The organism is Mycobacterium barrassiae, assembly GCF_025822765.1.
Classification (GTDB): Bacteria; Actinomycetota; Actinomycetes; order Mycobacteriales; family Mycobacteriaceae; genus Mycobacterium; species Mycobacterium barrassiae.
Genome location: NZ_JACKUK010000027.1, coordinates 344,377 through 370,367, shown reverse-complemented (window position 1 = coordinate 370,367; position 25,991 = coordinate 344,377). Strand labels below are relative to the sequence as shown.

27 protein-coding genes are annotated in these 25,991 nt (G+C 66.5%); 12 read left to right on the top strand and 15 right to left on the bottom strand.

From position 1 onward, the window contains the following. The first annotated feature begins 18 nt into the window (after positions 1 to 18). From H7J93_RS18860 to H7J93_RS18840, 5 genes are all read left to right on the top strand, one after another. Complete coding sequence (locus H7J93_RS18860; protein WP_267307805.1) at positions 19 to 1,362, top strand: ClC family H(+)/Cl(-) exchange transporter; 1,344 nt, start codon at positions 19 to 21, stop codon at positions 1,360 to 1,362. A gap of 21 nt (positions 1,363 to 1,383) precedes the next feature. After that, entirely contained in the window at positions 1,384 to 1,926 is a 543-nt protein-coding gene (locus H7J93_RS18855; RefSeq protein ID WP_267307804.1) for a nucleoside deaminase, read from the top strand. Between the two features lie 205 nt (positions 1,927 to 2,131). Beyond that, positions 2,132 to 2,479: an STAS domain-containing protein gene (locus H7J93_RS18850; RefSeq protein ID WP_267307803.1), complete on the top strand. Its 348-nt coding sequence runs from the start codon at positions 2,132 to 2,134 to the stop codon at positions 2,477 to 2,479. Between the two features lie 32 nt (positions 2,480 to 2,511). Next, complete coding sequence (locus H7J93_RS18845; protein WP_267307802.1) at positions 2,512 to 2,967, top strand: ATP-binding protein; 456 nt, start codon at positions 2,512 to 2,514, stop codon at positions 2,965 to 2,967. Positions 2,968 to 3,442: 475 nt separating this feature from the next. Next, on the top strand, positions 3,443 to 4,495 hold the full coding sequence (locus tag H7J93_RS18840) for an MmpL3/TtfA transport complex stabilizer (RefSeq protein ID WP_276022097.1): 1,053 nt from the start codon (positions 3,443 to 3,445) through the stop codon (positions 4,493 to 4,495). Positions 4,496 to 4,583: 88 nt separating this feature from the next. Here the strand turns inward: H7J93_RS18840 and H7J93_RS18835 are convergent, their stop codons facing one another. Genes H7J93_RS18835 through H7J93_RS18825 form a run of 3 tightly spaced genes read right to left on the bottom strand, consistent with a single transcriptional unit; the run spans position 4,584 to position 7,581 of the window. Next, positions 4,584 to 5,270 carry a response regulator gene (locus H7J93_RS18835; protein ID WP_267307800.1) on the bottom strand — a complete coding sequence of 229 codons (687 nt, stop codon included), beginning with the start codon at positions 5,268 to 5,270 and terminating at the stop codon, positions 4,584 to 4,586. Continuing rightward, positions 5,267 to 6,808: a sensor histidine kinase gene (locus H7J93_RS18830; RefSeq protein WP_267307799.1), complete on the bottom strand. Its 1,542-nt coding sequence runs from the start codon at positions 6,806 to 6,808 to the stop codon at positions 5,267 to 5,269. Before H7J93_RS18830 ends, H7J93_RS18835 begins: the two co-directional genes overlap by 4 nt. Then, the gene (locus H7J93_RS18825; protein WP_267307798.1) at positions 6,805 to 7,581 is read right to left on the bottom strand and encodes an alpha/beta fold hydrolase; all 777 of its coding nucleotides are present in this window, start codon (positions 7,579 to 7,581) and stop codon (positions 6,805 to 6,807) included. Before H7J93_RS18825 ends, H7J93_RS18830 begins: the two co-directional genes overlap by 4 nt. Before the next feature lie 96 nt (positions 7,582 to 7,677). Between H7J93_RS18825 and H7J93_RS18820 the strand changes: the two genes are divergently transcribed. Together H7J93_RS18820 and H7J93_RS18815 are read left to right on the top strand one after the other, a co-directional pair. Continuing rightward, positions 7,678 to 9,045, top strand: coding sequence for a cation:dicarboxylate symporter family transporter (locus tag H7J93_RS18820; protein WP_267307797.1), 1,368 nt, complete (start codon positions 7,678 to 7,680; stop codon positions 9,043 to 9,045). A gap of 199 nt (positions 9,046 to 9,244) precedes the next feature. Next, positions 9,245 to 9,541 (top strand): hypothetical protein, encoded by a 297-nt coding sequence (locus H7J93_RS18815; protein WP_267307796.1) that lies wholly within the window; start codon positions 9,245 to 9,247, stop codon positions 9,539 to 9,541. Between the two features lie 60 nt (positions 9,542 to 9,601). On the opposite strand, the gene H7J93_RS18810 is transcribed toward H7J93_RS18815, so the two are convergent. The 5 genes from H7J93_RS18810 to H7J93_RS18790 form a co-directional block, all read right to left on the bottom strand. Then, a complete protein-coding gene (locus H7J93_RS18810; RefSeq protein WP_267307795.1) occupies positions 9,602 to 9,919 on the bottom strand; it encodes a hypothetical protein in 318 nt (105 codons plus the stop codon). Between the two features lie 17 nt (positions 9,920 to 9,936). Beyond that, entirely contained in the window at positions 9,937 to 11,139 is a 1,203-nt protein-coding gene (locus H7J93_RS18805; protein WP_267307794.1) for a lipid-transfer protein, read from the bottom strand. A gap of 133 nt (positions 11,140 to 11,272) precedes the next feature. Further along, entirely contained in the window at positions 11,273 to 11,614 is a 342-nt protein-coding gene (locus H7J93_RS18800) for a DUF732 domain-containing protein (RefSeq protein WP_267307793.1), read from the bottom strand. 155 nt (positions 11,615 to 11,769) lie between these two features. Then, a complete protein-coding gene (locus H7J93_RS18795) occupies positions 11,770 to 13,545 on the bottom strand; it encodes a serine/threonine-protein kinase (protein WP_267307792.1) in 1,776 nt (591 codons plus the stop codon). Positions 13,546 to 13,596: 51 nt separating this feature from the next. Next, on the bottom strand, positions 13,597 to 14,736 hold the full coding sequence (locus tag H7J93_RS18790) for a BTAD domain-containing putative transcriptional regulator (protein ID WP_267307791.1): 1,140 nt from the start codon (positions 14,734 to 14,736) through the stop codon (positions 13,597 to 13,599). 76 nt (positions 14,737 to 14,812) lie between these two features. On the opposite strand from H7J93_RS18790, the gene H7J93_RS18785 reads away from it, so the two are divergent. After that, positions 14,813 to 15,862, top strand: a complete 1,050-nt coding sequence (locus tag H7J93_RS18785; RefSeq protein ID WP_267307790.1) for an NAD(P)H-dependent amine dehydrogenase family protein — start codon at positions 14,813 to 14,815, stop codon at positions 15,860 to 15,862. Between the two features lie 166 nt (positions 15,863 to 16,028). Here H7J93_RS18785 and H7J93_RS18780 read toward each other — a convergent pair whose 3' ends face one another. After that, complete coding sequence (locus H7J93_RS18780; protein ID WP_267307789.1) at positions 16,029 to 17,072, bottom strand: zinc-binding dehydrogenase; 1,044 nt, start codon at positions 17,070 to 17,072, stop codon at positions 16,029 to 16,031. A gap of 7 nt (positions 17,073 to 17,079) precedes the next feature. After that, positions 17,080 to 17,814, bottom strand: coding sequence for an HAD family acid phosphatase (locus tag H7J93_RS18775; RefSeq protein WP_267307788.1), 735 nt, complete (start codon positions 17,812 to 17,814; stop codon positions 17,080 to 17,082). Between the two features lie 69 nt (positions 17,815 to 17,883). On the opposite strand from H7J93_RS18775, the gene H7J93_RS18770 reads away from it, so the two are divergent. Further along, a complete protein-coding gene (locus tag H7J93_RS18770) occupies positions 17,884 to 18,741 on the top strand; it encodes a patatin-like phospholipase family protein (RefSeq protein WP_267307787.1) in 858 nt (285 codons plus the stop codon). Between the two features lies 1 nt (position 18,742). Here the strand turns inward: H7J93_RS18770 and H7J93_RS18765 are convergent, their stop codons facing one another. Together H7J93_RS18765 and lpqV are read right to left on the bottom strand one after the other, a co-directional pair. Further along, positions 18,743 to 19,690: a patatin-like phospholipase family protein gene (locus tag H7J93_RS18765; protein WP_267307786.1), complete on the bottom strand. Its 948-nt coding sequence runs from the start codon at positions 19,688 to 19,690 to the stop codon at positions 18,743 to 18,745. Positions 19,691 to 19,705: 15 nt separating this feature from the next. Next, entirely contained in the window at positions 19,706 to 20,164 is a 459-nt protein-coding gene (gene lpqV / locus H7J93_RS18760; protein WP_267307785.1) for a lipoprotein LpqV, read from the bottom strand. A gap of 270 nt (positions 20,165 to 20,434) precedes the next feature. Between lpqV and H7J93_RS18755 the strand changes: the two genes are divergently transcribed. Further along, positions 20,435 to 20,953, top strand: coding sequence for a cysteine dioxygenase (locus H7J93_RS18755; RefSeq protein WP_267307784.1), 519 nt, complete (start codon positions 20,435 to 20,437; stop codon positions 20,951 to 20,953). A gap of 23 nt (positions 20,954 to 20,976) precedes the next feature. Next, positions 20,977 to 21,348 (top strand): rhodanese-like domain-containing protein, encoded by a 372-nt coding sequence (locus H7J93_RS18750; RefSeq protein ID WP_267307783.1) that lies wholly within the window; start codon positions 20,977 to 20,979, stop codon positions 21,346 to 21,348. Here the strand turns inward: H7J93_RS18750 and H7J93_RS18745 are convergent. From H7J93_RS18745 to H7J93_RS18735, 3 genes are read right to left on the bottom strand one after another with little or no spacing between them, the layout of a single operon-like run. Next, on the bottom strand, positions 21,345 to 23,042 hold the full coding sequence (locus H7J93_RS18745) for an alpha/beta hydrolase (protein WP_267307782.1): 1,698 nt from the start codon (positions 23,040 to 23,042) through the stop codon (positions 21,345 to 21,347). The two genes, H7J93_RS18750 and H7J93_RS18745, sit on opposite strands and share 4 nt — an antisense overlap. A 9-nt stretch (positions 23,043 to 23,051) precedes the next feature. After that, entirely contained in the window at positions 23,052 to 23,831 is a 780-nt protein-coding gene (locus H7J93_RS18740; RefSeq protein WP_267307781.1) for an enoyl-CoA hydratase, read from the bottom strand. Continuing rightward, positions 23,828 to 24,871, bottom strand: a complete 1,044-nt coding sequence (locus H7J93_RS18735) for an enoyl-CoA hydratase/isomerase family protein (protein WP_267307780.1) — start codon at positions 24,869 to 24,871, stop codon at positions 23,828 to 23,830. The genes H7J93_RS18740 and H7J93_RS18735 overlap by 4 nt, the downstream gene beginning before the upstream one ends. Before the next feature lie 157 nt (positions 24,872 to 25,028). Between H7J93_RS18735 and H7J93_RS18730 the strand changes: the two genes are divergently transcribed. Beyond that, positions 25,029 to 25,874 carry a Bax inhibitor-1/YccA family protein gene (locus tag H7J93_RS18730; RefSeq protein WP_267307779.1) on the top strand — a complete coding sequence of 282 codons (846 nt, stop codon included), beginning with the start codon at positions 25,029 to 25,031 and terminating at the stop codon, positions 25,872 to 25,874. Positions 25,875 to 25,991 lie beyond the last annotated feature (117 nt).

The following is a 25,991-nucleotide window of genomic DNA, read 5'->3' as shown; positions in this document are numbered from 1 at the left end:
TTCCCCCTTTCTAACGCCATGCCCGATTCCGCTGCCGTGAACGACCCAGCACCGGACCCGGAACCGGACCCGCCCGGCGAATCCGCCCGCGGACTGGCGCTCATCTGCGTGACCGCCGTCGTGGCGGGCGTCGCGATCGGCTTCATCGGCGGCGCCTTCCGCTGGTGCCTGGAGACCGCCGATCGGTTGCGCATCGACCTCGTCGACTGGGCGCATGGGCTGCCGGGACCGGGGTGGCTGGTGCCCATCGCCGTCGCGGCGTTGGGGGCGACGCTCGCAGCCCTGATCGTGCGGTGGGTGCCGCTGGCTGCCGGTAGCGGGATACAGCACGTGGAGGCCGTGTACCGGGGCAACGCCGATCCTCCGCTGCTCCCAGTCCTGCCCGCGAAGTTCATCGGTGGTGTGCTGTCGATCGGGTCGGGGCTTGTCCTCGGTCGCGAGGGCCCGACCGTTCACATGGGCGCAGCGATCGGCACCGAAGCGGCGAAGCGGATCAAACTCAGCGAGGCCGACGTCAGGATGATGCAGACCGCCGTGGGCGGGGCCGGTCTTGCGGTCGCATTCAATGCGCCGATCGGGGGCACGCTCTTCTCCCTGGAAGAGGTGACGAGGTCGTTCCGCCTGCAGACAGTGCTGGCCACTCTGTTCGCGGCGGCCGCTGCCGTCGGCTGTATGCGCGTACTCCTCGGCAACGATCCGGACTTCCACGTCGACGTGATCGGGGCGCCCGCTCTCCACTGGCTGCCACTGTTCGTGGTTTTCGGTCTGCTCACCGGATGTCTGGGCGCGGTGTACAACCGGCTGTTGTTGTGGTTCCTCGACCATGTCGGGCGAATCCGGCGGATTCCTGCGATCGCGAAAGCGGCCATGATCGGCGCCGTCATCGGCCTGGCGATGTTCGTCTACCCGCACGCGGTCGGAGGCGGCGACGCGTTGACGCAGATGATCCTCGCCGGGCAGGACTTCGTTCTTCCGGTCGTCCTCGGAGTTCTTGCGGTGCGCTTCGTCGCAGGCCCGTTGTCGTATGCCGCGGCGGTGCCGGGTGGCCTGTTCGCACCGCTACTCGCGGTCGGCGCGCTCTGGGGACTGCTGTTCGTCGGGGCTTTCGACGCCGTGTGGCCCGGTGGCGCGACCTCTCTGGCCATCCCGATGGCGCTCGTCGGCATGGCGGCGTTCTTCGGGGCGACGGTGCGGGCGCCCGTCACGGGCATCGTCATCGTCATCGAGATGACGGCCACCACCTCGGCCGCCATCCCGATGCTCGCCGCGACCGCCGCCGCGGTGCTCGTCGCCAATCTCACCGGGTCACCGCCCATCTACGACTCGCTGCGCGAGCGCATGTCGCCTGATCTGCGGCGCTGATACTGGCTATATTCGGTGGTCGTGGCCGATTTTGTGCAGCGCACGATAGAGCTCGCCCGAAACAATGTCGTGGCCGGCGGCCGCCCCTTCGCCACGGTCATCGTGCGGGACGGCGAAGTCCTCGCCGAGAGCCCGAATCTCGTCGCACAGACAACCGACCCGACTGCCCACGCCGAGATCCTGGCCATCCGTGAGGCATGCCGGCGCGTCGGTACCGAGCACCTGGTCGGGGCCACCATCTACGTGTTGGCGCACCCGTGCCCGATGTGCCTCGGTGCGCTGTACTACTGCTCGCCGGACGAGGTCGTCTTCCTGACCACCCGTGAGGCATACGAGCCGCATTACGTGGACGACCGCAAGTACTTCGAACTCGACACCTTCTACCAGGAGTTCGCAAAGTCGTGGGAGCAGCGCCGCCTTCCGATGCGCTACGAGCCGCGCGAGGACGCCGTCGATGTGTATCGGCTCTGGCAGGACCGCAATGGCGGCGAGCGTAGGGTGGCAGGCGCGCCGCGGTCCGACGACTCTGACGGCTCTGACGACTCTGAAGCCTCTGATGCCTAGGCGGCAAGTTGCCTGCTCAACACGGCTACAGGAGGGGAATGCGGTACCTGTGCGGCCCGTCCTATATCCTGATGCCCTGATCAGGACAAGCAGTATCGCCCCATGCAAGGGTGTGATGAACTCGCTAGCCTGTTGCGCGGGTTCAGACTGCAGCCTTGCGATATTAGCCATGACCGCGAGCCGGTCGCTTAACAAGAGGTGAGGCTTGGACGAGCAGCTTTGTAGTGAGAAGTGGGTCGATCGTGTCGCGGTCGTTTCCGCGTCCGGAGAACTCGACATGCTCACGGCGCCCCAGCTGAGGGACGCCGTTCAGTCCGCGTTGAGCCAGAACCCCGCCGGGTTGATCGTCGACCTCACCGACGTCGAATTCCTGGGGTCGGCCGGCATGCAGGTGCTGATGGAGGCGCATAACCAGACGGGCGGGACGGAGACCCGGTTCGCCGTCGTCGCCGAAGGATCGGCGACCAGTCGGCCGCTGAAGATCACGGGGATCGCGGATCTGATCGACCTGTTCTCGTCACTGGATGAGGCTGTGGAGAACCTCACTGCATGAGCCTTGGCCCTTAGGGGTATCCAACGGGCACCATGACCGACCAGCCTTTCTCCGACGACGTGGATGCTGACTTCGCCCGTATCGATGCGGCGGATGCGCATTCCGTGGCCCGGTTACGGCACGAACTCTCTCAGTGGCTGCGATCGCACGTCACGCTCGACGTTGACAAGCTCAACGACATCCTGCTTGCGGTGAACGAAGCATTGACCAACGCCGCCGAGTTCGCCTACCGCGGAAAGCGGGGGACGATGGGGCTCAACGTCCATTTCGACGAGGCCAACCGCTCTCTGGTCGTCGATGTGTTCGACCATGGGACCTGGCGACATGTGGATTCCGCCGCCCAACCGAACACCCGGGGCCGCGGTATCCCATTGATGCGGGCACTCGCGGATGACACCACCATTTCCCCTTCGCCGAACGGCACGCATGTACAGATGCGCTTCGGCGATTGCGCCCTCGTGCGTAGCAAGGCCTTCGCGTCCGTGTGACGCAGCCGGAATCGTCGCGTCACTCGCGACCGGCAAGCTAGCGAACAGCGAACCCGCACGTCGCCCATCACCGAATCGGATATCTGCCTACCGCTCGGCGCGGATTTCGTCGTGGAAGCGATCCCGGGAAGTTTGCTGGCGTGTCTTCCTGTGATTTACGGCTCAATTTCGCGCCTCAACCTAAGAGACCGTTACCGAGGCGAACTAATGGAGCTCGCGACGAGGGGTTGCCACAGAGCTGTCAGGGCTGTTCAACGGGTTGAATTCGGTCGCCAGCCATAGGTCACGACTGCGTAACGAATTGTTTTCTAAGCGGTGTCTGAGAGGTTTCCGTGCGTTGTGATAGACGTATGTTCGCGACGCGTCGGAGGACTGATTTTCGTCGCTACACTCGGTACAGATTGCGCCCCCGAGGGCGTATGCAGACGTGGAATCTAGAGCCGGTGAACGCCAAACCGGCGGAGGTACCGGTGAAATGGCTAACTTTTTGATGCCCAAGAAGGCTCCTGTGGCAGGAGTGAGTGACGAGGCGTATGCCGACGTCGCCCGGATGGGTGCCGCCGAGGTGGGCCGCGGCCCGATCGGAGACATCGCCACCGCCGATGACGGCACGATCGTGGTCACCAATCACGGGGACGACACCGTGACGCTGCTGTATCCCGGCACTCTCGCCGTGGCAGGCGTTGTGGCGGTTCCGGGCGAGCCGTTCGCCGTCGTTGTCGCGGACGGTCGCGCCTACGTCAGCACCACGTCGGCGAATTCCGACGCGATCGCGGTGGTCGACACCGTCACGCAGACGGTGGTCGCGACCTACTCGCTCGCCTTCAGCGTGACGGCACTGGCCGCCAGCCCGGACGGGAAGCGCGTTTTCGCGGCGCGGACGGGCGACGGCTCTGCGGACGTCGTCGTGATCGATACGACGGCCCAGCGCGTGAGCACCATCGACATCGCGACCGGCGCGGGTATCGGTATCGACGCCGTCCGGATGGATGCCGCCGGGAAGCGGTTGTACGTGGGCACCACCGACATGGATGGCAGCGCGCTCGTCGTGGTTGACGCCGACAGTGCGAAGGTCGTGCGCACGGTCGCACTCGGCTCGCCGATCCGCGACATCGCGATTGCCGACGGCATCGCCTATGTCCTGGTTTCGGACCGCGCGCGGGGTGGCGCCGTCGAGGCCGTCGACCTCTCGACCGGTGTGATCACCGGCAGCGTCGAGCTCGGTGTCGGCACTCCGACCCAGATGGCGGTCAGCGCCGACAGGACGCGTGCCTACATCGTCGACTACGACAACGTCACTGTGCTCTGCACTCTGACGATGAAGATCGTCAACAAGATCAAGGTCGACGCTCGGCCCTCTTGTGTCGCAGTCGATTCCGAGGCGGGTCGGCTGTACGTGGCCGACTATGCGGGCGGGCTGACGGTGCTGTCCGTCGCGTCGGCCACGCCGCTTCTGTACTCGCAGTTCGTCGAGACCGATCCGATCTACGCGGCCCAGGTCGACGAGCGCGAGCCGGTCACCGTCTAGGCCCGGGCCCCTTAGGCCCGCGAGCAGACGCAAAAGGGTCTGTTCTGCGGCGTGTCGCGTGACATTTGTGTCTGCTCGCGCGACAAAGTCAGCGCCACTGATAGCGGATTTTGGGCCGTCCGGCCTTGCCGTAGTCCGTATGACGGGTGACCGTCCCGTCATCGGCGAGCCGTTCGAGGTACCGCCACGCCGTCACCCGTGACACGCCCACCTGCTTGGCGACAGCATCCGCGGTGACGCCGTCGACGGAATCCCTTACCGCTCGGGCGATTTCGTCGTTGGTGTCCGGTGCAGCACCTTTGGGCGCCGTGGTTCGGTCGATCACCCGCAGTTCGGCAAGCGCACGGTCGACCTCGGCCTGGCTGGCGGCATCGGTTCCGGCAGGCAGGGCTTCGCGGTAGCGGCGGTAGCGATCCAGCCGGTCCCGGAACGCCGCGAACGTGAACGGCTTCAACAGGTACGCCAGTGCTCCGTGTCCGACCGCCGCACGCACCATCTCGAGATCGCGCTCGGAGGTGATCGCGATGATGTCAGGGGTCGGCCGCAAGCCGGACAGCCCAGACGCCAGGGTGATTCCGCTGGCGTCGGGCAGCCCGATGTCCAAGAGCACCAAGTCGATCGGCGAGTCGGTGGCGCTGGCTTCCGCGGCGATGCGCATGGCGTCGCCGGCGGTGTGGGCGATGCCGGCCACCGAGAAGCCCTGCAGCCGACCGAGATACGTCCGGTGGGCCTCTGCGATCAACGGCTCGTCTTCGACGATGAGTACGTTGATCATGAGACCGTCACCGTCACGACCGACCCGTAGGTGATGTCGGTGCTCAGCGTGCCGTTGTGGCGCTTGACGACCTGGCTGACCAACGCTAGGCCGAGGCCGTGATGATCCGAGTTGCCTTTCGTGGAATATCCACGCTGCATGGCCTTTTCGAAGGTGTCGGCATCCATGCCCGGTCCGCTGTCGGCGACGCGCAATGTGAGTGTGCCGTCCACCATCTGCACGGTGACCTCGACCCACGGATCGTCGCGGTCGCATGCGTCCATGGCATTGTCGATGAGATTGCCGACCACCGTGACCATCTCCTGGCCGGTCAGCGGTACCTCGTCGGAGTTCGACGGCAGGTGGGTGTCCTCGGTGATGGTCAGCTCGATGCCGCGCTCGTCGGCCTGGGCGGTCTTTCCGAGCAGAAGTGCGACGAGCGCGGGTTCGCCGACGGCACTGGACAGCCTGTCGACGAGCTGCTGGGACAGTGCGAGCTCCTCGGTGGCGAAGCGCACCGCATCGTCCGGCCGGCCCATCTCGACCATCGTGACGATGGTGTGTAGCTTGTTGGCGGCTTCGTGCGCCTGGGCCCGCAGGCTGTCGGTGAGCACCTTCAGCGATCCGAGTTCGCCCAGCGCGCCCTGTAATTCGGTGCGGTCGCGGATCGTGACGACCTCCGTGGGGTGCGTGTCGGCGACACGGGACCGGTTCACCACCAGCACGCGGTCGGCGGTGACGTGCACCTCGTCGCGGGCACCGGGGTCGTAGGTGCGCAGGAACCCGGGCAGGTCTTCGCGGTCGACCGGCCCCGGCGGCAGGGCAAGCAACCGACGCGCCTCGTCGTTGACAAGAGCCACACCGTTGCGGTCCAAAACGATCAGGCCCTCGGACACCGAATGCAGGATCGCGTCGTGATGCTCGTACATGACGCGTAGCTCGTCGGGGCGCAGTCCATGCGTCTGCCGCAACAGACGCCGTCGGATCAGCCAGACACCCAGCAGCGAAATAGCAAGTGCCGCAGCGCTTACCGCGGCGATAGTCGGCCACTGTGAACGCCACCGGTCGGCCACGCTGGTCTGCAGGATGCCCGCCGACACCAGACCGACGATCGTGCCCGATTGGTTGCGTACCGGTGCGACGGCGCGAATCGACGGGCCCAGCGTGCCCGTGTTGACCTCGGTGAACGTTTCGCCACGCAGTGCGGGCTCGATGGTGCCGATGTACTTGCCGCCGATCTGCGTCGGGTCGGTATGGGTGAACCTGGTCCGGTCGGGCGCCATGATCGTGATGAAGGCGATGTCGGCGTGCCTGCGGACGGCTTCGGTGACCGGCTGCAGAATCTGGGTGGCCCTGCCGGATTCGATCGCCTGGGCGGTCGACGGCGAGTCGGCCAGGGCGGTGGCGATACCGATGACCTGCTGGCGTGCCGCCTCATCGCCGTCGCGACGGGCGTCGAACAGGGCCAGCGCGCTGCCCGCCAGCACGACCACCGCGACGACGATGATCTGCAGGGCGATCGCTTGACCGGCCAGCGATCGGGGCCATACGCGGGTCAAGCGCGCAATTCCTCTGCGGCAATGGCGAAGATGTCGTCTCCCGCGCCGACGGCGATGAAGTGGCCGGCTTCCTCGACGGGATGCCAGATCGCACCGGGCATCGCATCGGCGACGGCCTTGTTGATGGGGTCCGGTACCAGCTTGTCGTCAAGTCCCTGCCACAGATGGACCGGTCGCTCGATCTTCGCGACGTCGAAAGCCCAATGCCGGTACAGGAGTTCGGCGTCGCGCACGAGTCCGTCCGAGCCATGGGCGAAGCACTCGGCCACGCTTTCGCCGAAGGCGGTTCCGATATCGGGTCGCTGGATCAGTGCGAGGGTTCCTCCCAGGGCGTCGATCTTCGAAAGGTATTGCGCCGCAGAGTTGTCGCCGAACGCCCCGTAGCTGCCCGGCGCGATGCTGCTGACGTGGCGCAGCCGGTCGGGATCGATGTAGGCGGCCGCGGCCAGCGCCCACGGGCCGCCCTCCGACCAGCCGGTCACACCGAATTCGCGGAAGCCCAGTGCGTCGGCGATCGCGACCAGGTCGTCGGCCCAGCCCGAATAAGATTGCGCCTTCTGGGGGCTCGACTGTCCCATGCCGGGCCGGTCGACGCCGATCAGCCTGATCCCGTTCCTGGTGGCCGAGCCTTCGAGCAGACGCACCTCGAGCCGACTGCTCGGACCGCCGTGGTTGTGGATCACGAGCGGGCCGTCAGGGTCGCCGACCTGCAGATACGCCAGTCGACGGCCATCGGCGGTCGCGATGTGCGCAACCCCGGCGTCGGCGGCCATGTGCGTGAACATACCGAACTAAATGAACTAAAGCGTGACCTGGCTCACGTCATCCTCGACGCTACCTACAGCTCATTCGTCGACTCGGAGGTACTGATGACCGTCCTCGCCCGCACGCAACCGGCCGCGGATCCACCCCGCAAACGGGACCGGACCCATTGGCTCTACATCGCAGTCATCGTCGCGGTATTCGCCGGCGTCGCGGTCGGCATCCTGGCGCCGGGCGTCGGCAAGAGCGTCGGCGTCCTTGGCACGATGTTCGTCGACCTGATCAAGATGATGATCGCGCCGGTGATCTTCTGCACCATCGTGTTGGGCATCGGATCGGTACGCAAGGCGGCGACCGTCGGCAAGGTCGGCGGGTTGGCGTTCGTGTACTTCCTCGTCATGTCGACCTTCGCGCTCGCGATCGGTCTGGTGGTCGGCAACATCCTGCACCCCGGCACCGGTATGAAGCTCACCGAGAGTGCTGCGGGCAAGGGTGCCGAACTCGCCGAAACCGCCCATGAGGCAGGCGGTCTCATGGATTTCGTGCGAGGCATCATTCCGGACACGCTGTTCGCGTCGTTGACCGCGGGCAGCGTCCTGCAGGCGTTGTTCGTCGCATTGTTGGTTGGCTTTGCGTTGCAGGCGATGGGTAGCGCGGGCGAACCGATTCTGCGCGGCATCGAGCACCTGCAGAAGCTCGTGTTCAAGATCCTGGTGATGATCCTGTGGCTCGCCCCGATCGGAGCCTTCGGCGCGATCGCCAATGTCGTCGGGCAGACCGGATGGACCGCGGTGACGCAACTGCTCGGCCTGATGCTCGGGTTCTACATCACCTGCCTGGTGTTCGTCTTCGGCGTGCTGGGCACGATCCTGCGTGTGGTCTCCGGGGTCTCGATCTTCAAGCTGGTGCGTTACCTGGCGCGGGAATACCTGCTGATCGTGTCGACCTCGTCGTCGGAGTCCGCGCTGCCGCGGTTGATCGCCAAGATGGAGCACCTCGGCGTCGAGCGGAGCACCGTCGGCGTGGTCGTGCCGACCGGGTACTCGTTCAACCTGGACGGCACCGCGATCTATCTGACCATGGCGTCGCTGTTCATCGCCGGTGCGCTGGGCGATCCGCTGTCGGTGCCGGAGCAGATCGGCCTGTTGGTGTTCATGATCGTCGCCTCCAAGGGCGCAGCCGGGGTGACCGGCGCCGGCTTGGCCACGCTTGCCGCAGGCCTGCAGAGCCACCGCCCCGACCTGCTCGACGGCGTCGGTCTGATCGTCGGGATCGACCGGTTCATGTCCGAGGCCCGTGCGGTGACCAATTTCTCCGGAAACGCCGTCGCGACCATCCTCGTCGGTTCCTGGACGAAGACCATCGACCGCGACCGGGTGAACGCCGTGCTGCGTGGCGACGATCCGTTCGACGAGTTGACGATGGTCGACGACGACCACGCGACGCGGGAGGAGCGGGAGCCCGTCCCGGCCTAGCCCGCACCACCCTTCCCGAGGCTGCGGGCAGATCGCCGATTCCGTCGAAAACGCGATCTGCCCGCTGGGCCCACGCGCAGCTGGGGAGTCCGGCGTCTGGAAAAGTTTTTCGAAATTGCGTTGAACCCCGTTGGGGGGTGTCTCGTCGTACCGCGTGAAGGCCACCGGGGCCAACACGAAAGACGAAGGGAGCGCGACAATGCGCGCAACGCTCTTGACCCCGACGGGACTCGCCGCTGCGGCGTGCGGACTGATCACGCTGCCGGCCGCCATTGCGTCGGCCCAGGAGTCCGCTCAGCTGACCATCTCCACGCTCGAAGCTCAGGGCTTCGACGTGAAGGTCAACCGCATCGGCAGCGCACCGCTGAACCAGTGCGTCGTCACCGATATCGGAAACGTCAGGAACCGAACCGAATTGGTGCGTCGCGGCGATGACCTGATCGAGGTGGTCAAGCAACGCAACATCACGGTCACCGCCGATTGCTCGCGGCGCTGACCCTCCTGAAAAAGAAGCCCGGCCGGAGCGATCCGGCCGGGCTTCTTAAATGCTTTTGAATCAGTTGCGACGTGAGCAGTCCAGCGACACCGAGACAGGCTGGCTCGTCACCTGTGGGAAGAGCACTCCGCTGTCAGTGCCGCCGCCGAGCAGCGGTACCAACTGCGTGAACTGTTGCGGGTTCCTGACGCTGGTGACCACACAGTCCGACAGCGGGGCGGTGCCGATCTTGTCGATCGTCACCGTGTAGCCCTCTTTTTGCAGCTCCTGGATCGTGTCCTGCGCAGATTTGCCGTTGTCAGCCGACGCGAGGCCGGCCGACGCCGTCAGCGCGCCGGCAGCGAGAGCTCCGGCCGCGACGATCCATGTGGTCCGCATAGGCCAATTGTCGCCCATCAGCGCTCGGCGCGCTGGTAAGCGGTCACAACTGCGGCACCGCCCAGCCCGATGTTGTGCTGTAGGGCGGCGTTGACGTTGTCCACCTGCCGCTTGTCGGCGGTGCCGCGCAGCTGCCATGTCAGCTCGGCGCACTGCGCCAGGCCGGTGGCACCCAGTGGGTGGCCCTTGGAGATCAGCCCGCCCGACGGATTGACCACCCAGCGACCGCCATAGGTGGTGTCGTTGTTGTCGATGAGCTTGGGCGCCTCACCCTCGCCGCACAGTCCCAGCGCCTCATAGAGCAGCAGTTCGTTGGCCGAGAAGCAGTCGTGCAGCTCGATCACCTGGAAATCGGACGGTCCCAGCCCGGACTGGTCGTAAACCTTGCGCGCGGCTTGCACATTCATGTCGTAGCCGATGATGTTCTTGGCGCTGCCGTCGAACGTCGACTCGAAATCGGTGGTCATCGCCTGGCCGACGATCTCGACGGCCTGGCCCGCCAATCCGTGCTTGTCGACGAACGCCTCGCTGGCCAGAATCGCCGCGCCCGAGCCGTCGGACGTCGGCGAGCACTGCAGCTTGGTCACCGGATCGGAGATCATCTTCGCCGCCAGGATGTCGTCGAGGGTGTACTCCTCCTGGAACTGCGCATACGGATTGTTGACCGAGTGCTTGTGGTTCTTGTAGCCGATCTTCGCGAAATGCTCTGCGGTGCTGCCGTATTGGCGCATGTGTTCACGGCCGGCGGCGGCGAACATCCACGGCGCGACCGGGAATGCGAACTCCTCCATCTCGGCCAGCGCCTTGATGTGGCGGCCCAGCGGCGACTCGCGATCCTCGGCGCCGCCCTTCAGCGAACCGGGTTGCATCTTCTCGAAGCCGAGCGCGATCGTGCAGTCGGCCAGCCCACCGCGAATCGTCTGCGCGGCAAGGAACAACGCCGTCGAACCCGTCGAGCAGTTGTTGTTGACGTTGACGATCGGGATCCCCGTCATGCCCAGTTCGTAGAGGGCCCGGTTGCCCGACGTCGAATCGCCCGAGCAGTAGCCGACGAAGCCCTGCTGGACTTCGGAGAAGTCGATGCCGGCATCCTCGAGCGCCTTGGTGCCCGACTCACGGGCCATGTCGGGATAGTCCCAACCCTCGCGGCGGCCTGGCTTCTCGAATTTCGTCATTCCGACGCCGACGACGAACACGCGGCCTTTTCCTGCGGTTGACATGCCCAAGTCCCTTCGCTGTGTCTGCGAAATGACAGAAACACATGGCGAGGAAACTGTCTAGCCCGCCTATCGGCCAGGATGAGGACGCGGGGGCCCCGCCGCCGCAGCGAGGCCCCCGCGTAGCGGGAGGGAGTTATCCGAAGAGCGTCCGGTACTCGGGGCAGTAGTTGTGGACCGCGGAGACGACGAACGTCGCGACCTGATCGGTGGTCAGGTCCGTCTCGTCCTTGATCTCCAAGCCGAGGTCGACGGGCTCAGCGCCGCCGTCGAAGGCGGTGCAGACGTCGTGGGCGGCGTGGATCGCATTCTGCGGGCTGTCGTAGCTGATGTTCTCGGCGCTGAGGTCGGCGAGGAAGTTGTCGTCAGCCGAGCTCATGGCGCTGGCGGTGCCTGCGGCGGCGAATGCGGCCAGTCCGAGCGCACCCGCGACGATAGCGGTGCCGGCGAACTTGGTGACTCCGTTGCGAGCGAACATGTGGACTCCTGATGTCGATTCCGTCCGGTGGGTTTCCGGGTCGACATCAGAGTCGGATAGCGGCCTTGATGGATCCTTGTCAGATTCTTGGTTTATTGGCGATTTCGGCGTGCTCAGTCTCGCTGAGCGTGACCCAGCACGCCGAAATCGCTACCTCAGGCGAACTTCAGCCACCAATCGTGCAGGCCGGGGAGATCGGGTCCCTGCGCATCGCCGAGCATCAGGTGTTCGTTGAAGGTCCACGTCACGTCCTGACGGCCGTTGAAGACGCCGCAGGCGATCCGGCCCTCGACCTTGTCCGGCGTCTCGGTGTAGTGCCACGTCGTCGGCGAATCGGCGTTGCTGTTCGGGCACTGCACCAGCTCCGAGTTCGCCGCGACGGAATCGTCGAACGCCCGGTCGAGGGCGCCCTGGTCGGCGAACAGCGAATACCGGGCGTTCTCCGGACCACCCTCGGGTGACGCCGGACCGCAGTCGACGGTCGCGAGGGCGCCCGTCGCCGGTGGGCTCGCCGGCTCGCACACGCCGGCGTCGTAGCCGCGCGGTAGCACCGACATGAGCTTCGATTCGAACGAATCCGGGTTCTGCGTCGGGGTTGTCGTCCTTGGCGTCCGCCTGGTGGTCCGTTCGCTGGTCATCGTCGTCGTGCTGGTCTCCGACGTACCCATGCCCGACGTCGACGAGTCGTCCCCGCCGACCATCCACCAGATGCCGAGGCCCCCGAGCACCAACGCCAACACCGCGGCGACGGCCGCCAGCGGAATCCACGGGACCTTTGACCCACCCGACGACGGCGGCTGCGGCGGACCGGGGGGTGCCGGCGTCGCCGACCACATCGGCCCGCTGGGCGGCCCACTCGGAACCTGAGGTCCGATCGGCCCGCTGGGCGGGGGACCGGTATGAAACGCCACGGGTCGAGGGCCCGACGGCGGGGGCGGTTGTGCGACGGGGTAGGACCCCGGCGTCGGCGGCGATCCCGGCGGCGGTGTGTGGGAGATCGGATAAGGCGGCGGGCCCGGCAGCGGCGTGGGTGGCACAGGCTTCGTCGCCGCCTCGCTGCGCTGCAAGATGGTCGCCGCCTGATCCTGCTCCCGATGGGTCAGCGCTGCGGTGGCGGCCGCCGCCAGGTCGCCCGCGCTGGCGTAGCGATCCTCCGGCTTCTTGGCCATGCCACGGGCGATCACCTCGTCGAATCTGCCGGGAATCCCGGGCCGTTCGACGCTCGGCTTGGGGATGGGGTGCATCAGGTGGGCGGTGATGATGACGCTGACGCTGTCGCCGGGATACGGCTGCCCACCGGTGAGGCATTCGTGCAGCACGCACGCCAACGCGTAGATGTCGGCGCGGTACGTCACCTCGTCGCGGGTGAACCGCTCGGGAGCCATGTAGGCGTAGGTGCCGACCGCGGTGCCGAGTTCGGTGAGCTTCTCGTCGGTGGCGGCGTTGGCGATGCCGAAATCGACCAGGTACGCGAAGTCGTCGCGGGTGATGATGATGTTCTCGGGCTTGACGTCGCGGTGCATGACGCCGCTTTCGTGCGCGGCATCGAGCGCTGAGGCGATCTGCCGCACGATCGCCACGGCCCGCGCCGGCGTCAACGGCCCGTACGCCTTGAGCATCTTGCGAAGGTCTTGGCCTTCGATCATGCGCATGTCGACGTACAGCAGCCCGTCGATCTCGCCGTAGTCGTGAATCGGGACGACGTGGGGTTCCTGCAGCCGTCCGGCCGAATGCGCCTCGCGCTGCAGCCGCTTGCGGAACACCGGATCGTTGGACGCCGACTCCGGCAACAACTTCAGAGCGACGATGCGGTCCTTGACCGTGTCCTCGGCCTCGTAGACCTCACCCATGCCGCCCTTGCCCAGCAGCCGGCGCAGTCGGTACGGGCCGATCTGCGTACCAACGCGTGACTCCTTTTCGGGGTCGCTCACCGGGGCTCTCCTCAGGGGTGTCTTGCCGGGCAAACACACCCTAATGCCGCACTACGTCGAGCGCGGCTCGATCTCAAACGTGAACTCGTGATCGCAAATGCGGATCTTGTCGCCGTCGGCGAGCGTTGCGGTGCCTCGAATCCGCTCTCCCCGCACGTCAATGCCGTTGGCCGAGCGCAGATCGGTGATCACGAAGCTGGTTCCGGTGTCGATGATCACCGCGTGATGACGGCTGACATTGCTGTCGTCGAGCACGATGTCGTTGTCGGCGAGCCGCCCGATCCTGGTGGCCGTCGCCGTCAGCGGGTAGGCGTGCCCGGCCGCCGAACGCAGCGTCGCCAGCGCCGCCGTCGAATTGACCGAGGTGCGCATGTCGATGTCGCCGATCTGGTGTACCGCCGTGGTCTTCGCGGCGCCTTTCACGTCCAGCGACTCCTGCCGAAGGATCTTCTCGTGCAGCGCCCGCACGGTCGGCCCAGGGTCGATGCCCAGATCTTCGGCCAGCGTCGACTTGAGCCGCTGGTAGGCGTCCAGCGCCTCGGACTGGCGTTCGGCCGCGTAGTACGCGGTGATCAGTTGTGCCCACAACGGTTCGCGGTATGGGTACTCCACCGTCAGGCTCTCGAGCTCGCCGATCACGGCATACGCACGCCCACAAGCGATTTCGGCTTCAGCCCGGGCGGTGTGGGCAACCACCTTGTCCTCGGTGAGCGCGGTGGCGAACACGTTGACGAACTGGAAGGTGCGCAGGTCGTCGAGGACGGGGCCGCGCCACTCGGCCAGCGCGTCGGTCAGGTGACGGCTGGCCTCCTCGAAGCGACCCGCCGCGGCGGCGTGCACCCCGGCGGCTTTCTCGGCCACGAACCGGCCGATGTCGCAGTCGGTGTCGGGCAGGTTGAGCCGGTACCCGGGCGGGGCGTTGACCAACATCGTTTTCGGATCCGCACCCGCTGCGCTGATCAGCTTGCGCAGGTTCGAGATGTAGGAATGCAGGCTGGCCCTGGCCTCCGGCGGCGGGCCCTCCTCCCATGCCGCAGTGATCAGGGCGTCGATGGACACCGGCCGATTTCGATTCATCACGAGCATCGCCAGCACGGCCCGCAGCTTGGGGGTGCCCAGCGTGATCGGCGCGCCGTCGGCCGTCATCTGCAGGGGCCCCAGCACGCCGAACTCGATCTTGATCGAAGCCATCGCGCCAATTGTCACCCGAACGGGGCAAGAAGTGGTGTAGACCGGAATAGAACGTGTTCTAGTTTTAGGAGGCGGTATGGCCCTGAAGGTCGTGCAGTGGGCGACGGGTGGTGTCGGAGTTGCCGCCATCAAGGGTGTGCTCGAGCACCCCGACCTCGAACTCGTCGGCTGCTGGGTGCACTCGGCGGACAAGTCGGGCAAGGACGTCGGCGAGCTCATCGGAGGCGAGCCGATCGGCGTCACCGCGACCAACAACGTCGACGAAGTCCTCGCGCTCGACGCCGACGCGGTCATCTATTCGCCTCTGCTGCCCAACCCCGACGAGGTCGCTGCGCTGCTGCGGTCCGGGAAGAACGTGGTGACCCCGGTCGGGTGGGTCTATCCCAGCGAGCGACAGTCGGCCGGCCTTCGCGATGCCGCGCTCGAGGGCAACGTGACGCTGCACGGCACCGGCATGGCGCCCGGCGGCATCAGCGAGAAGTTTCCGCTGCTGTTCTCGGCGTTCTCGACCGGCGTGACATTCGTTCGTGCCGAGGAGTTCTCCGACCTGCGCACGTATGAAGCGCCCGACGTCGTGCGCCATGTGATGGGCTTCGGCGAGGTCCCCGACAAGGCCCTCAGCGGGCCGATGCAGAAGCTGCTCGACGGCGGCTTCATCCAGGCCGTGAAGATGATCGTCGACAAGGTCGGCTTCAACGCCGATCCGAAAGTGCGCTCGTCACAGGAGATCGCGGTCGCCACAGCTCCGATCGAATCGCCGATCGGCGTGATCGAGCCGGGCCAGGTCGCAGGCCGCAAGTTCCACTGGGAGGCGCTGGTCGGCGACGAGGTCGTCGTGCGCGTCACCGTCAACTGGCTGATGGGCGAGGAAAAGCTGGATCCCGCATGGACATTCGGCCCCGAAGGACAACGCTACGAGATGGAGATCCAGGGCAACCCCGACATCTCGATCACGGTCAAAGGCTTCCAGTCCGCCGTCGGTGGAGAGGGGCCGGAGTACGGCATCGTCGGCACCGCGGCGCACTGCGTGAACTCGGTTCCCGCCGTCTGCGCCGCAGCACCCGGAATTGCGACGTATCTGGACCTGCCGCTGATCAGCGGTAAGGCTGCGCCTCGACTGGGCTAGTCCTGGCGGAGGGGTGGGTTTGCCAACTGCGTCCTATGACCGAGATTGAACACAGGGTCGTTTGGCTGATCAACAGCCATGAGCGCAATCTCGGTCATAGGACTGCAAACAGGACATGGCGGCCCCGTCGGCAGTCAACTAGTCCCGCGGTCGGTGAGGGCACCGGTCACGGCTTGACCAGGATGCGGATCGGGTTGCCCTCCTGCCGCTCGAGCCGTTCGATGCCGACCCTGATGTCTTCGAGTGCGACGATGTCGCTGATTGACCGCGAGATATCAAGGCGCCCAGTGGAAACCAACGCGGCCAGGGTTGCGATGTCGACGTTCTGGTAGCCGAGGTGGCCCAGCACGTGCTTCTGCGTCAGCCCGAACATGCTGGTGGGTCCGACGGTGGGGGATTCGGCGCTCATTCCGACTGCTACCAAACGGCCGCCGACCGTCAGGCTATCGAGGGCCTGTTCGAACGTCGACTTCAGACCGACCGCGTCGAACGCGACATCGAGCTTGCGGCCTCCCGTCACGTCAGCGATCTTCTCCGCAAGCCGGTCGTCACGCGCATCGAAGGCGTGGTCGGCACCGAGTGTGAGTGCGCGATCGAGCACTTCGGGTTTGATGTCGACGGCGATCACCGGCACGGCACCGACCAGCCGCGCGAGCTGCACGATGTGGGTGCCGACACCGCCGACGCCCCATACGCCGACCGATTCGCCGATGCCGACCTTGCCGGTGCGCACCACCGCACCGAACGGCGTCGACACCGCGTCGGCGAGGATCGCCGCCTGCTCCAGCGGGACGTTGTCGGGGACCGGGGTCAGGCCGAACGCCTGCGCGACGGTGTATTCCGCCCACCCGCCGTCGTAGGCGAACGCCATCAACTGGATGGCCAGGCAGTTCGTCACGTCGCCGCGGCGGCAGTTCGCGCAGGACATGCACGGGCGGCCCGCCGCGACGACCACGCGGTCGCCCTCCTTCCAGCCTGTGACGTCGGGACCGAGCTTGGCGATCGTCCCCGACGCCTCGTGACCCTGTGTCACCACGGGCAGCATTGCCGGGAAGGTGCCGTTGATCAGGCTGAGGTCGGAGTGACAGATGCCGCAGAACGCGACCTTGACCAAAACTTCGCCGGGCCCGGGCTCCGGTATCGGAACGTCTTCCACCGCAATGGTCTTCGAGTCTGCGTAGAAGCGCTGCGCCCGCATTGTGTCGACCATGTCACTCCTAGGGGATGCGGTAGAACGGATTCGGTAGCAGGTAGGTCTGTTGGGCGAAGCCACCGGCGAGATCGGACGGCTGGTCGCCGACGTTGGCGATGATCGTGTAGCCCTGCGCTTCGATCGCCGCCCGCTGCGGCGCCTTGAAGTCAGCGGCGGAAACATAGTGGGCGCCAGTCGGTTCCATGATCAGCCGCTCATATCCGATGTAACCGGTGTCGAGCAGATTGCGTTCGGTGGCGGCACGCTGAGACTCGTCACGGCCGGTGATGAAGAAGATCGTCGCACCGTGCTCTTTCGCGGTGTTGAAGACATCCATCGTCGGCGGGATCAGCGTCGAGCGCCCGCTCAGATCCCACGCCAGCCATCCGCATGGCCCCTCGGGCAGCTGGTCACACGGCCCGTCGCCGAACCGGCCGAAGTCGTTGGCCTTGATGGCTTCCCAGTTCGACAACGCGGTTTCGTCGATGTCGAAAACCACCGCAGGACGGGCGACGTGCGGAGCCTGCTCCTTGATCCACGCGGCCGCGGGCGCGGCGGCCTGTTGCAGGTTCGTCAGGTATGCGCCGCTGTCGTAATACGCGACGGCGTCGCGCTTGACGTCGCCCACGTTGGCCGGCTGGACGGGCGGCGGGATGATCGGGGTCGGCGGCGCGGGTGGCTGGGCCAGGGCGGCCGGACAGCCCGCGACGATCAACGCTGCGGCTCCGACGGCGGCGATGAATCCCGTGCCGGGCATCATGGCTCGACACTAACGGTTGCGCAGGCCCGCGGAATCGTCGGCACCGCCGCATTTGGCACACTCGCAGCTGTGACGACGAAACGTGCGCTGGTGCTCGCCGGCGGGGGACTGGCGGGCATCGCGTGGGAGACGGGCATTCTGCGCGGCGTCGCCGACGAATCACCCGCGACGGTGGAGGCACTCTTGAACACCGACGTCCTGGTGGGGACGTCGGCAGGGTCGACGGTCGCCGCGCAGCTGGTCAGTGGACTCAGTCTCGACGAGTTGTTCCAGCGACAGACCGCGCCGACGTCGACCGAGCTGAACCCGAAGATCGGCGTCGACGAGATCACCGAATTGTTCGTCGCCGCCATGCTGCAGCCCGGTGTGACGACCGCCGAGAAGCTGCAGAAGATCGGTGCGATCGCGCTGTCGGCGGAGACCGTCAGCGAGGCCGTGCGTCGCGACGTGATCGCCAACCGCCTGCCCAGCCACGAGTGGCCGGAGCGGGACGTGCGCATCTCGGCGATCGACACCGCGACAGGTGAACTCGTCGCCTTCGACGCGTCGTCGGGAGTCAGTCTGGTCGACGCGGTGGCCGCCAGCTGCGCCGTTCCCGGTGCCTGGCCGCCCGTGACGATCGGAGACCGGCGCTACATGGACGGCGGCGTCGGCAGCACCGTCAACATGGCCCTGGCAGCCGATTGTGACGAAGCCGTTGTCCTTGTGCCGCAGGGCAAGTCGTCGCCGTCACCGTTCGGCGACGGAACTGCCGCCGAGGTCGAGGCGTTCTCCGGTGCGACGTATGCGGTGTTCGCCGACGACGAGGCGCTGGCGGCCTTCGGTCCCAACCCGCTGGATCCCGCATGCCGGGTGCCGTCCGCCGTGGCGGGCCGTCAGCAGGGCAGGCGGGTGGCGGCAGAGGTCGCCGATTTCCTCGGTCGCTGAATCACGTTTTCACAGAGGCGGTCTCGGGCTTCTCCAGCCCGTCGAGCACCGTCGCGGCGAGTTCGCGACCGATATCGATGACCTCGCTTGCGCGGTGGAATTCGAGACTGCGGCATGCGGTCCTTGGCACCTCGATCAACACGTCGGGGGGATACGCCGCCAGGGTGTGACGGGCCAGCGCGGCCTGCGCGATGTCGATCGTCCGGTTCATCACCTCGAAGCTGCCGAGCTTCGGCACCGGCATCCCCTTGGGAGCCTCCTTCGACGCGGCGATGAGCTTGTCCTCGCTCTCGTCGGACTGGCCCGCGTCGAACAGCGCGGTGGTGCTGCGCCACATCCGCCCCAGCCATTCCGCGGTGGGCCCGGGTTCGGAATCCTCGGGCTCCTCGCCGCCCGCCTCGCTGCCGGCCAGACTCACCGCGATCGTGAGATCGGCGTTGGCGGCGGCTATCGGCGCCATCGGCAGCGGGTCGAGGATGCCACCGTCGGCAAGCAGTCGCCCGTCGAGCACGTGCGGCACGATCACACCCGGGATCGCGATCGACGCCCGGATCGCGGCATCCACGGGCCCGCGCTGCAGCCATACCGACTTCCCCGAGAGCAGGTCGGTGCTGACCGCCGTGTAGGGGATCGGCAACTCCTCGATCTTCACTTCGCCGAGGATGTCGCGGACCGCGTCGAGGATCTTCTCGGCGCGCAGCACCCCGGCGGCGGTGATCTTCGGATCGAGGAGGCGAAGTATCGCGCGTTGGGTCAGCGCCCTGGCCCACTCCGCGAAATCGTCGAGCTTTCCCGCGGCCTGGAGGCCGCCGACGAGCGCACCCATCGACGATCCCGCGATGCCGACGATCTCGTAGCCGCGGTCCTGCAGTTCATGGATGACCCCGATGTGGGCGTACCCGCGAGCCCCTCCACTGCCGAGGGCAAGGGCGACTCGCTTGCCAGCCATAAGGCCATTCTGCGCCTAACCGCAGAGCGCGTCGGCGGCGGCTTGCGCCGCCACGATCACCGCCGCCTGGCGCGGCGGAGGCAGCTGGGACCACGGGGTGTCGAACGTGCCCGGGCCCGGTGCGTCGGAGGCCTGCACGTTTTTCAAATACGGCTCGAGCTGCGCCTTGGCGTCGCCGCCCTGCTGTTGCATCCAGTCGCGCGCAGCCTTACACGCCTTGAAGTACTCGTCCTCGGTGGAGTCGGCTGGAGCTCCGACGGCCGTCGTGACGCCGTCCGGGGATACGGCGACCTCGCCGGGGGCCGCGGTAGGGGTCTCCGACGTCGTCGTGGTCGTCTCGGCCGGTGCCGGCGTGGTGGGCCCGGCGTCGGGTCCTGACGAGGTGTCGGTTCCTGATGAGCACCCGGTGCCCACGGCCATGGCGACGATCACGAGCGCCGCCGCCCCGACGGCGCGCCGAGAATGCCTGCTCATGCCAGCCAATCTATGCAATGGCTCGCGGACGGACGATCGTGCCGTCGACTTCGACTCACCGTGAATTTAGATGCCGGCCTCAAAAGCCACTCCCTGAACAGCGGCTTCCGTCCGGTCCGGTACGGGCCACGGCGTCGTTGCAGATCGGCCACCCGTCTTCATGCCAGACTTGCGGCCGTGACGACCGGATACCTGTGCATCTGCCGCATGGACTGTTGCGCCTGACGCGCCTGTCCCTGTCCGTTCCGTCCGTCATTCCCTGGAGTTCGCATGGTTTCCGCCATCTCGTTGCCGACCCGACTGCGCCAACCCGACCTACTGCATGCCACCGACCGTTACGCCGATGACGTGTTCTCCGGCCGCTACGACGGCGTGCTGCCGCCGGGTGGTCTCCCGACAACCGACCGCTGGTACACCCGGCTGCACGGCGACGACGACCTCGACGTCTGGCTCATCAGCTGGGTTCCGGACCGCTCGACCGAGCTGCACGACCACGGTGGTTCGCTGGGCGCACTGACCGTGGTGTCCGGTGCGCTGGAGGAAACCCGTTGGGACGGCCGGGAGCTCAGGCGCCGGCACCTCAAGGCGGGGGACCAGGCGGCGTTCCCGCTCGGCTGGGTGCACGACGTGGTGTGGGCGCCCGACCGGGACACTTCGGCACCGATCACCCCGACTTTGAGCGTGCACGCATACTCGCCGCCGTTGACCGCGATGTCCTATTACGAGGTGACACCTCGGAACACACTGCGCCGCAATCGCACCGAACTCACCGACGAGCCGGAGGGATGACGTCGATGGCTACAGTTTCGGTGGTGAGCCGCATCGATCGCATCCTGGCCGACGCCCGTGCCCGGCTGACCAGACTAACTGCACAGGAAGTGCCTGCGGCGTTGGCCCGTGGCGCGATCCTGGTGGACATCCGGCCGCAGGCCCAGCGCGAACGTGAAGGGGAGGTTCCGGCGGCCCTGGTGATCGAACGCAACGTGCTCGAATGGCGCTGCGACCCGACCAGCGATGCCCGGCTCCCGCAGGCCGTGGACGACGACGTCGAATGGGTGGTGCTGTGCTCGGAGGGCTACACCTCCAGCCTGGCCGCCGCGTCCCTGCTCGACCTCGGGCTGCACCGTGCCACCGACGTCATCGGCGGCTACCACGCGTTGAAGGCCGAAGGCGTTCTGGTCTAGGCGTTTTCGTCGTTGCTCAGTAGCGGGCGCAGCTTCTCGGTCTTCTCCGGTGTCCAGCCCGGGGGCTGCAGAATGTCCGCCCAGGCGTTGGCGACGTCCTTGACGTACACGTGGCCGTGGCCGTCGGGCACATCAACCGCAACCGCCATGTCCGCGGAGACCTGCAGGAAGGTGACGATCGGGATCCACTGCATGCGTCCTGACACGTCGTAGCCGCGTGGCTCCTTGAGCCAATCCGGTTCGGCGAACAGCAGATCCGGGTTCCACCAGGCAATCGGGTCCGACGCATGCTGCAGGTACACCACCCGCGGATGACCCCACGGATCGTCGGGCCTGTCGAGGTTCTCCGACCTCGCGGCGAAGCGGACGTTGTCGCCCTTGTCGAAAATGGGCAGCCATTCCGGCGAGCCCGCATCGCGGTTGCGGGTCAGTTGGGTCCAGATCGTGTTGTTGAACGTCGGGCCGGAGAACAGCGCGCCGTCGGTGCGGGCGATGAGGTTGTTCAGCGCCAGGAAGGGCGCCTCGCCGCCGAACGAGCCCAGGCTCTCGCCGAACACCACCAGCCGGGGCCTATCCGCCTCGGGCATCTCGCGGATCAGCCCGTCAACGGCCTCGAACAGCGCCTGCCCCGCCTGGCGTGCGTTCTCCTTGTCGACGAGGAAGGACAGCCAACTCGGAAGGAACGAGTACTGCATGGACACGATCGCGGTGTCGCCGTTGTACATGTACTCCAGCGCCGAGGCCTCGGCCTCGTTGATCCAGCCCGTGCCGGTGGTGGTGGCGACGGCGACCACCTCGCGGTCGAGGCCGCCCTTACGTTGCAGCTCCTCGGCCGCTAGCGCGGCGGTCGCCTTGATGCCGTCGGCGGAGTGCAGTCCGGCATAGGTCCGGATCGGTTCCATGGCGGGTTTGCCGTTGAATTCGGTGAGCTCCTCGACCGTGGGCCCCGCCGAGACGAACACCCGTCCCTGATGGCCCAGCGAATCCCACGTGACCGCCGAGCCGGGCCCGCCGGAGCGCAACGGCGATGTCGGCGGCCCGAATTCGGGATCGGTTTCGTCGTTGGCCGCCGCGAACGTCTTGTTCAACGCGCTCATGCCGAAGCGCACCACCACACCGTTGAGCAGCGCGATGGTCAGGGCGAGCAGCAGGACGACGACGATCACCGCCGAGATGCGGGGTGGTGCAACGCGATTGAGCTGCCGCACCAGAAAGCGCACGAGCCTGCCGATGAGCTGGCCGATTTCGACGAAGATGAACAGCACCACGATCGACAGGAACGCACACCACGGGTAGTCCCAGAACTCCAGGCGCGCTACGCCGTTGAGGTCGCGGACCTCGTCCTGCCAGCGGTGGAAGTAGAAGATCATCAGGAGCATGCCGATGGCACCGACGACCAGGAGGGCCATCCAGGCCCAGCGCGGCGCCGGCGGACTGGCGTCCTTCGATCGCATGTAGCGCCACAGCCACACCACGAACACGCCGAGGCCGTATCCGATCGCGCCCGCGGAACCGCTGACGACGCCTTGGAACAGCGGCCCGCGCGGCAGCAGCGACGGCGTCAGGGACAGCCAGATGAAAACCAGACCCAGTGCCGTACCGGTGAACGTGTAGTGACGCACCCACCACGGCCGCTTGGGTGGCGTTTCCTCCTGCGGCGGGGCGTCCTCGACGGCCTCAGCGGTGTCTGTCACCCACGCAGATTAACGGTGGCGGAAGTTCGGTGTGCGCTTCTCGGTGAACGCGTTCATGCCCTCGGTCTGGTCCTCGGTCGCGAACGCGGAGTGGAAGAGCCTGCGCTCGTAGAGGAGTCCTTCGGCCAGCGTCGATTCGAACGCCCGGTTGACCGCCTCCTTGGCCATCCGTGCCGCGGAGAGCGACATCCCGGCGATGGTCTTGGCGACCTTGTTCGCCTCGTCCATGAGCGCGTCCGCCGGCACCACACGCGAAACCAGGCCGGCGCGCTCCGCTTCCTCGGCGTCCATGTTGCGTCCGGTGAGGATCAGGTCCATCGCCTTGGCCTTGCCGATGGCGCGGGTCAGCCGTTGCGAGCCGCCCATACCGGGGAGCACGCCGAGCTTGATCTCGGGCTGACCGAACTTCGCGGTGTCGGCGGCGATGAGCAGATCGCACATCATGGCCAGCTCGCAGCCCCCACCGAGCGCGTACCCGTTGACCGCGGCGATCGTCGGCGTGCGGGTGGCGGCGAACTTCCCCCAGGCCGCGAAGAAGTCGGAGGAGAAGACGTCGGCGAACGACAGCTGAGCCATCTCTTTGATGTCCGCGCCTGCCGCGAACGCCTTCTCGCCGCTGCCGGTGATGATGATCGCGCCGATGCCGGGGTCGTTGTCGAATTCGGCTGCGGCCGCGACGACTTCGTTCATCACCTGGCTGTTGAGCGCGTTGAGCGCCTTCGGCCGGTTCAGCGTGATGGTGCCGACGCGGTCGTCGCGCGTGACGAGGATGGTTTCGTAGCTCGTCATGAGAACTCCAATTCGCGGTCGGCCGGCGCGAAGTAGGCCTCGACGTCGGCGGTGGTGACGGCCGCCAGCGAGTCGGGCGACCATTTCGGGTTACGGTCCTTGTCGACGACCTGGGCACGGATGCCCTCGACGAAGTCGTGGCTGCGCGCCGCCCCGGACGACGTCCGATACTCCTGGCGCAGAACGTCTTCCAGAGTCGCGAGCTTCGCAGCTCGTCTGACCGCCTCCAGCGTGACGGACAGTGCGATCGGCGACCGGGTGGCGATCAGGTCGGCGGCGGCGGTGGCGGGGCCCTCGCCTTCGTCGCGCAGCGCCGCGAGGATGTCGGCGACTGATTCTTTCGCGTAGCAGTTGTCGATCCAGCCTCGCTGGGCCAGTAGCTGACTCGGCGGCGGTTCGGTGGCATGCGCTGCCACGGCGGCGTCGACACCGTCGGCGATGACGGTGCGCCTGAAGCTCTCGAGGGCGTCATGAGGCACGTAGTGGTCGGCGAAGCCCATCGCGATCGCGTCGCCTGCGCCGAACGGTGCGCCCGTCAGCGCGGCGTGCAGGCCGAGCAGACCCGGCGTACGCGACAGGTACAGGGTGCCGCCGACGTCGGGGATGAAGCCGATGCCGACCTCGGGCATCGCCATCTTCGTCGTATCGGTGACGATGCGGACGTTGCCGTGCACGCCGATGCCGACGCCCCCGCCCATCACAATGCCGTCCATCAGGACCACGTAGGGCTTGTCGAAGCGGCCGATCTGGGCGTTGAGCCGGTACTCGTCGTACCAGAACTGTCGCGCCTCTTGGCCCTGGTTGGGGCCAAGGCAGCTGTGATAGAGCGCGACAATGTCGCCACCTGCGCAGAGGCCACGTTCACCGGCGCCGTCGACCAGGACGGCACGAATGCCGTCGTCGGCCGCCCATTCGGTCAGGACGGGCGCTATCGCGTTGACCATCGGATGCGTCAGCGAATTGATGGCCTTGGGCCGATTGAGGGTGATCAGGCCGACGCCTTGCTGTGCGTTTACTAGGACATCCTCGTTTTCGTCCACGGAATGCAATCTAGATCGTCAACCCGCTTTGAGCTCCGCCGGGTAGGGTTTCCTGTGAAGACCCTGGGAGGTTCTCTTCGGGAACCCATCAGCGTCGCCAGTCGTTGATCGAATGTTCGTCAACGAGTCGAACCAAAGCATCAGAGAGGAACCGACGGTGCGGGAGTCCAGCAACCCGGTATTTCGTTCCCTGCCCAAGGGCCAGGGCGGCTACGCGCAATTCGGTACCGGTGCCGCCGGCTACGGCGCGCAGGCGGTACAGGCCGATCCATATATCCAGTACCCCGACCAGCGGCAGGCGGGCGTCGCCCGGCCGCTGACCATCGATGACGTCGTCACCAAGACCGGCTTCACCTTGGCCGTGGTGACTGTGGTCGGTGTCCTGTCGTACTTCTTGGTGTCGCAGAACCTCGCGCTGATGATGCCGTTCGTGCTCGTCGGCGCGCTCGGCGGACTGGCGATGGTGTTGATCGCGACGTTCGGACGCAAGCAGGACAACCCGGCGATCGTGCTGAGCTATGCCGCGTTGGAGGGCCTCTTCCTGGGCGCGGCGTCGTTCCTGTTCGCCAACCTCGTCTCGTCCGGTGGTCCGGGGATGATCGCGCAGGCGATCTTCGGCACCGTCGGTGTGTTCGTCGGCATGCTCGTCGTCTACAAGACCGGAGCCATCCGGGTGACGCCGAAGTTCACCCGCATGATGGTCGCCGCGCTGTTCGGTGTGGTGGCTATCGCCTTGCTGAACTTCGTGCTCGCGATCTTCGGTGTCGGCGGCGGCGAGGGCTTCGGCCTCCGCAGCGGCGGTCCGCTGGCGATCATCTTCTCGCTCGTCTGCATCGGTCTGGCGGCATTCATGTTCCTGATCGACTTCGACGCCGCTGATCAGATGATCCGTGCCGGCGCGCCGGAGAAGGCGGCATGGGGCATCGCGCTCGGCCTGACCGTGACCCTGGTCTGGCTGTACCTCGAGATCCTGCGGCTGCTGTCGTACTTCAACAGCGACTAGCAGCTTTTGCGAAAAGGCCCGGCACGAATGTGCCGGGCCTTTTGCTTTTCGTTGACTCTGAACTTTCGCCGAAACTGTTCACAGATCGCGATTTATCCACAACTGGCGATCTGCGAG

Coding starts and splice junctions, on each gene's coding strand:
- H7J93_RS18860 (WP_267307805.1), top strand. CDS start 19: ATGCCCGATTCCGCTGCCGTGAACGACCCAGCACCGGACCCGGAACCG.
- H7J93_RS18845 (WP_267307802.1), top strand. CDS start 2,512: ATGACCGACCAGCCTTTCTCCGACGACGTGGATGCTGACTTCGCCCGT.
- H7J93_RS18840 (WP_276022097.1), top strand. CDS start 3,443: ATGGCTAACTTTTTGATGCCCAAGAAGGCTCCTGTGGCAGGAGTGAGT.
- H7J93_RS18835 (WP_267307800.1), bottom strand. CDS start 5,270: ATGATCAACGTACTCATCGTCGAAGACGAGCCGTTGATCGCAGAGGCC.
- H7J93_RS18825 (WP_267307798.1), bottom strand. CDS start 7,581: ATGGCCGCCGACGCCGGGGTTGCGCACATCGCGACCGCCGATGGCCGT.
- H7J93_RS18820 (WP_267307797.1), top strand. CDS start 7,678: ATGACCGTCCTCGCCCGCACGCAACCGGCCGCGGATCCACCCCGCAAA.
- H7J93_RS18815 (WP_267307796.1), top strand. CDS start 9,245: ATGCGCGCAACGCTCTTGACCCCGACGGGACTCGCCGCTGCGGCGTGC.
- H7J93_RS18810 (WP_267307795.1), bottom strand. CDS start 9,919: ATGCGGACCACATGGATCGTCGCGGCCGGAGCTCTCGCTGCCGGCGCG.
- H7J93_RS18805 (WP_267307794.1), bottom strand. CDS start 11,139: ATGTCAACCGCAGGAAAAGGCCGCGTGTTCGTCGTCGGCGTCGGAATG.
- H7J93_RS18800 (WP_267307793.1), bottom strand. CDS start 11,614: ATGTTCGCTCGCAACGGAGTCACCAAGTTCGCCGGCACCGCTATCGTC.
- H7J93_RS18790 (WP_267307791.1), bottom strand. CDS start 14,736: ATGGCTTCGATCAAGATCGAGTTCGGCGTGCTGGGGCCCCTGCAGATG.
- H7J93_RS18785 (WP_267307790.1), top strand. CDS start 14,813: ATGGCCCTGAAGGTCGTGCAGTGGGCGACGGGTGGTGTCGGAGTTGCC.
- H7J93_RS18780 (WP_267307789.1), bottom strand. CDS start 17,072: ATGGTCGACACAATGCGGGCGCAGCGCTTCTACGCAGACTCGAAGACC.
- H7J93_RS18775 (WP_267307788.1), bottom strand. CDS start 17,814: ATGATGCCCGGCACGGGATTCATCGCCGCCGTCGGAGCCGCAGCGTTG.
- H7J93_RS18765 (WP_267307786.1), bottom strand. CDS start 19,690: ATGGCTGGCAAGCGAGTCGCCCTTGCCCTCGGCAGTGGAGGGGCTCGC.
- lpqV (WP_267307785.1), bottom strand. CDS start 20,164: ATGAGCAGGCATTCTCGGCGCGCCGTCGGGGCGGCGGCGCTCGTGATC.
- H7J93_RS18755 (WP_267307784.1), top strand. CDS start 20,435: ATGGTTTCCGCCATCTCGTTGCCGACCCGACTGCGCCAACCCGACCTA.
- H7J93_RS18740 (WP_267307781.1), bottom strand. CDS start 23,831: ATGACGAGCTACGAAACCATCCTCGTCACGCGCGACGACCGCGTCGGC.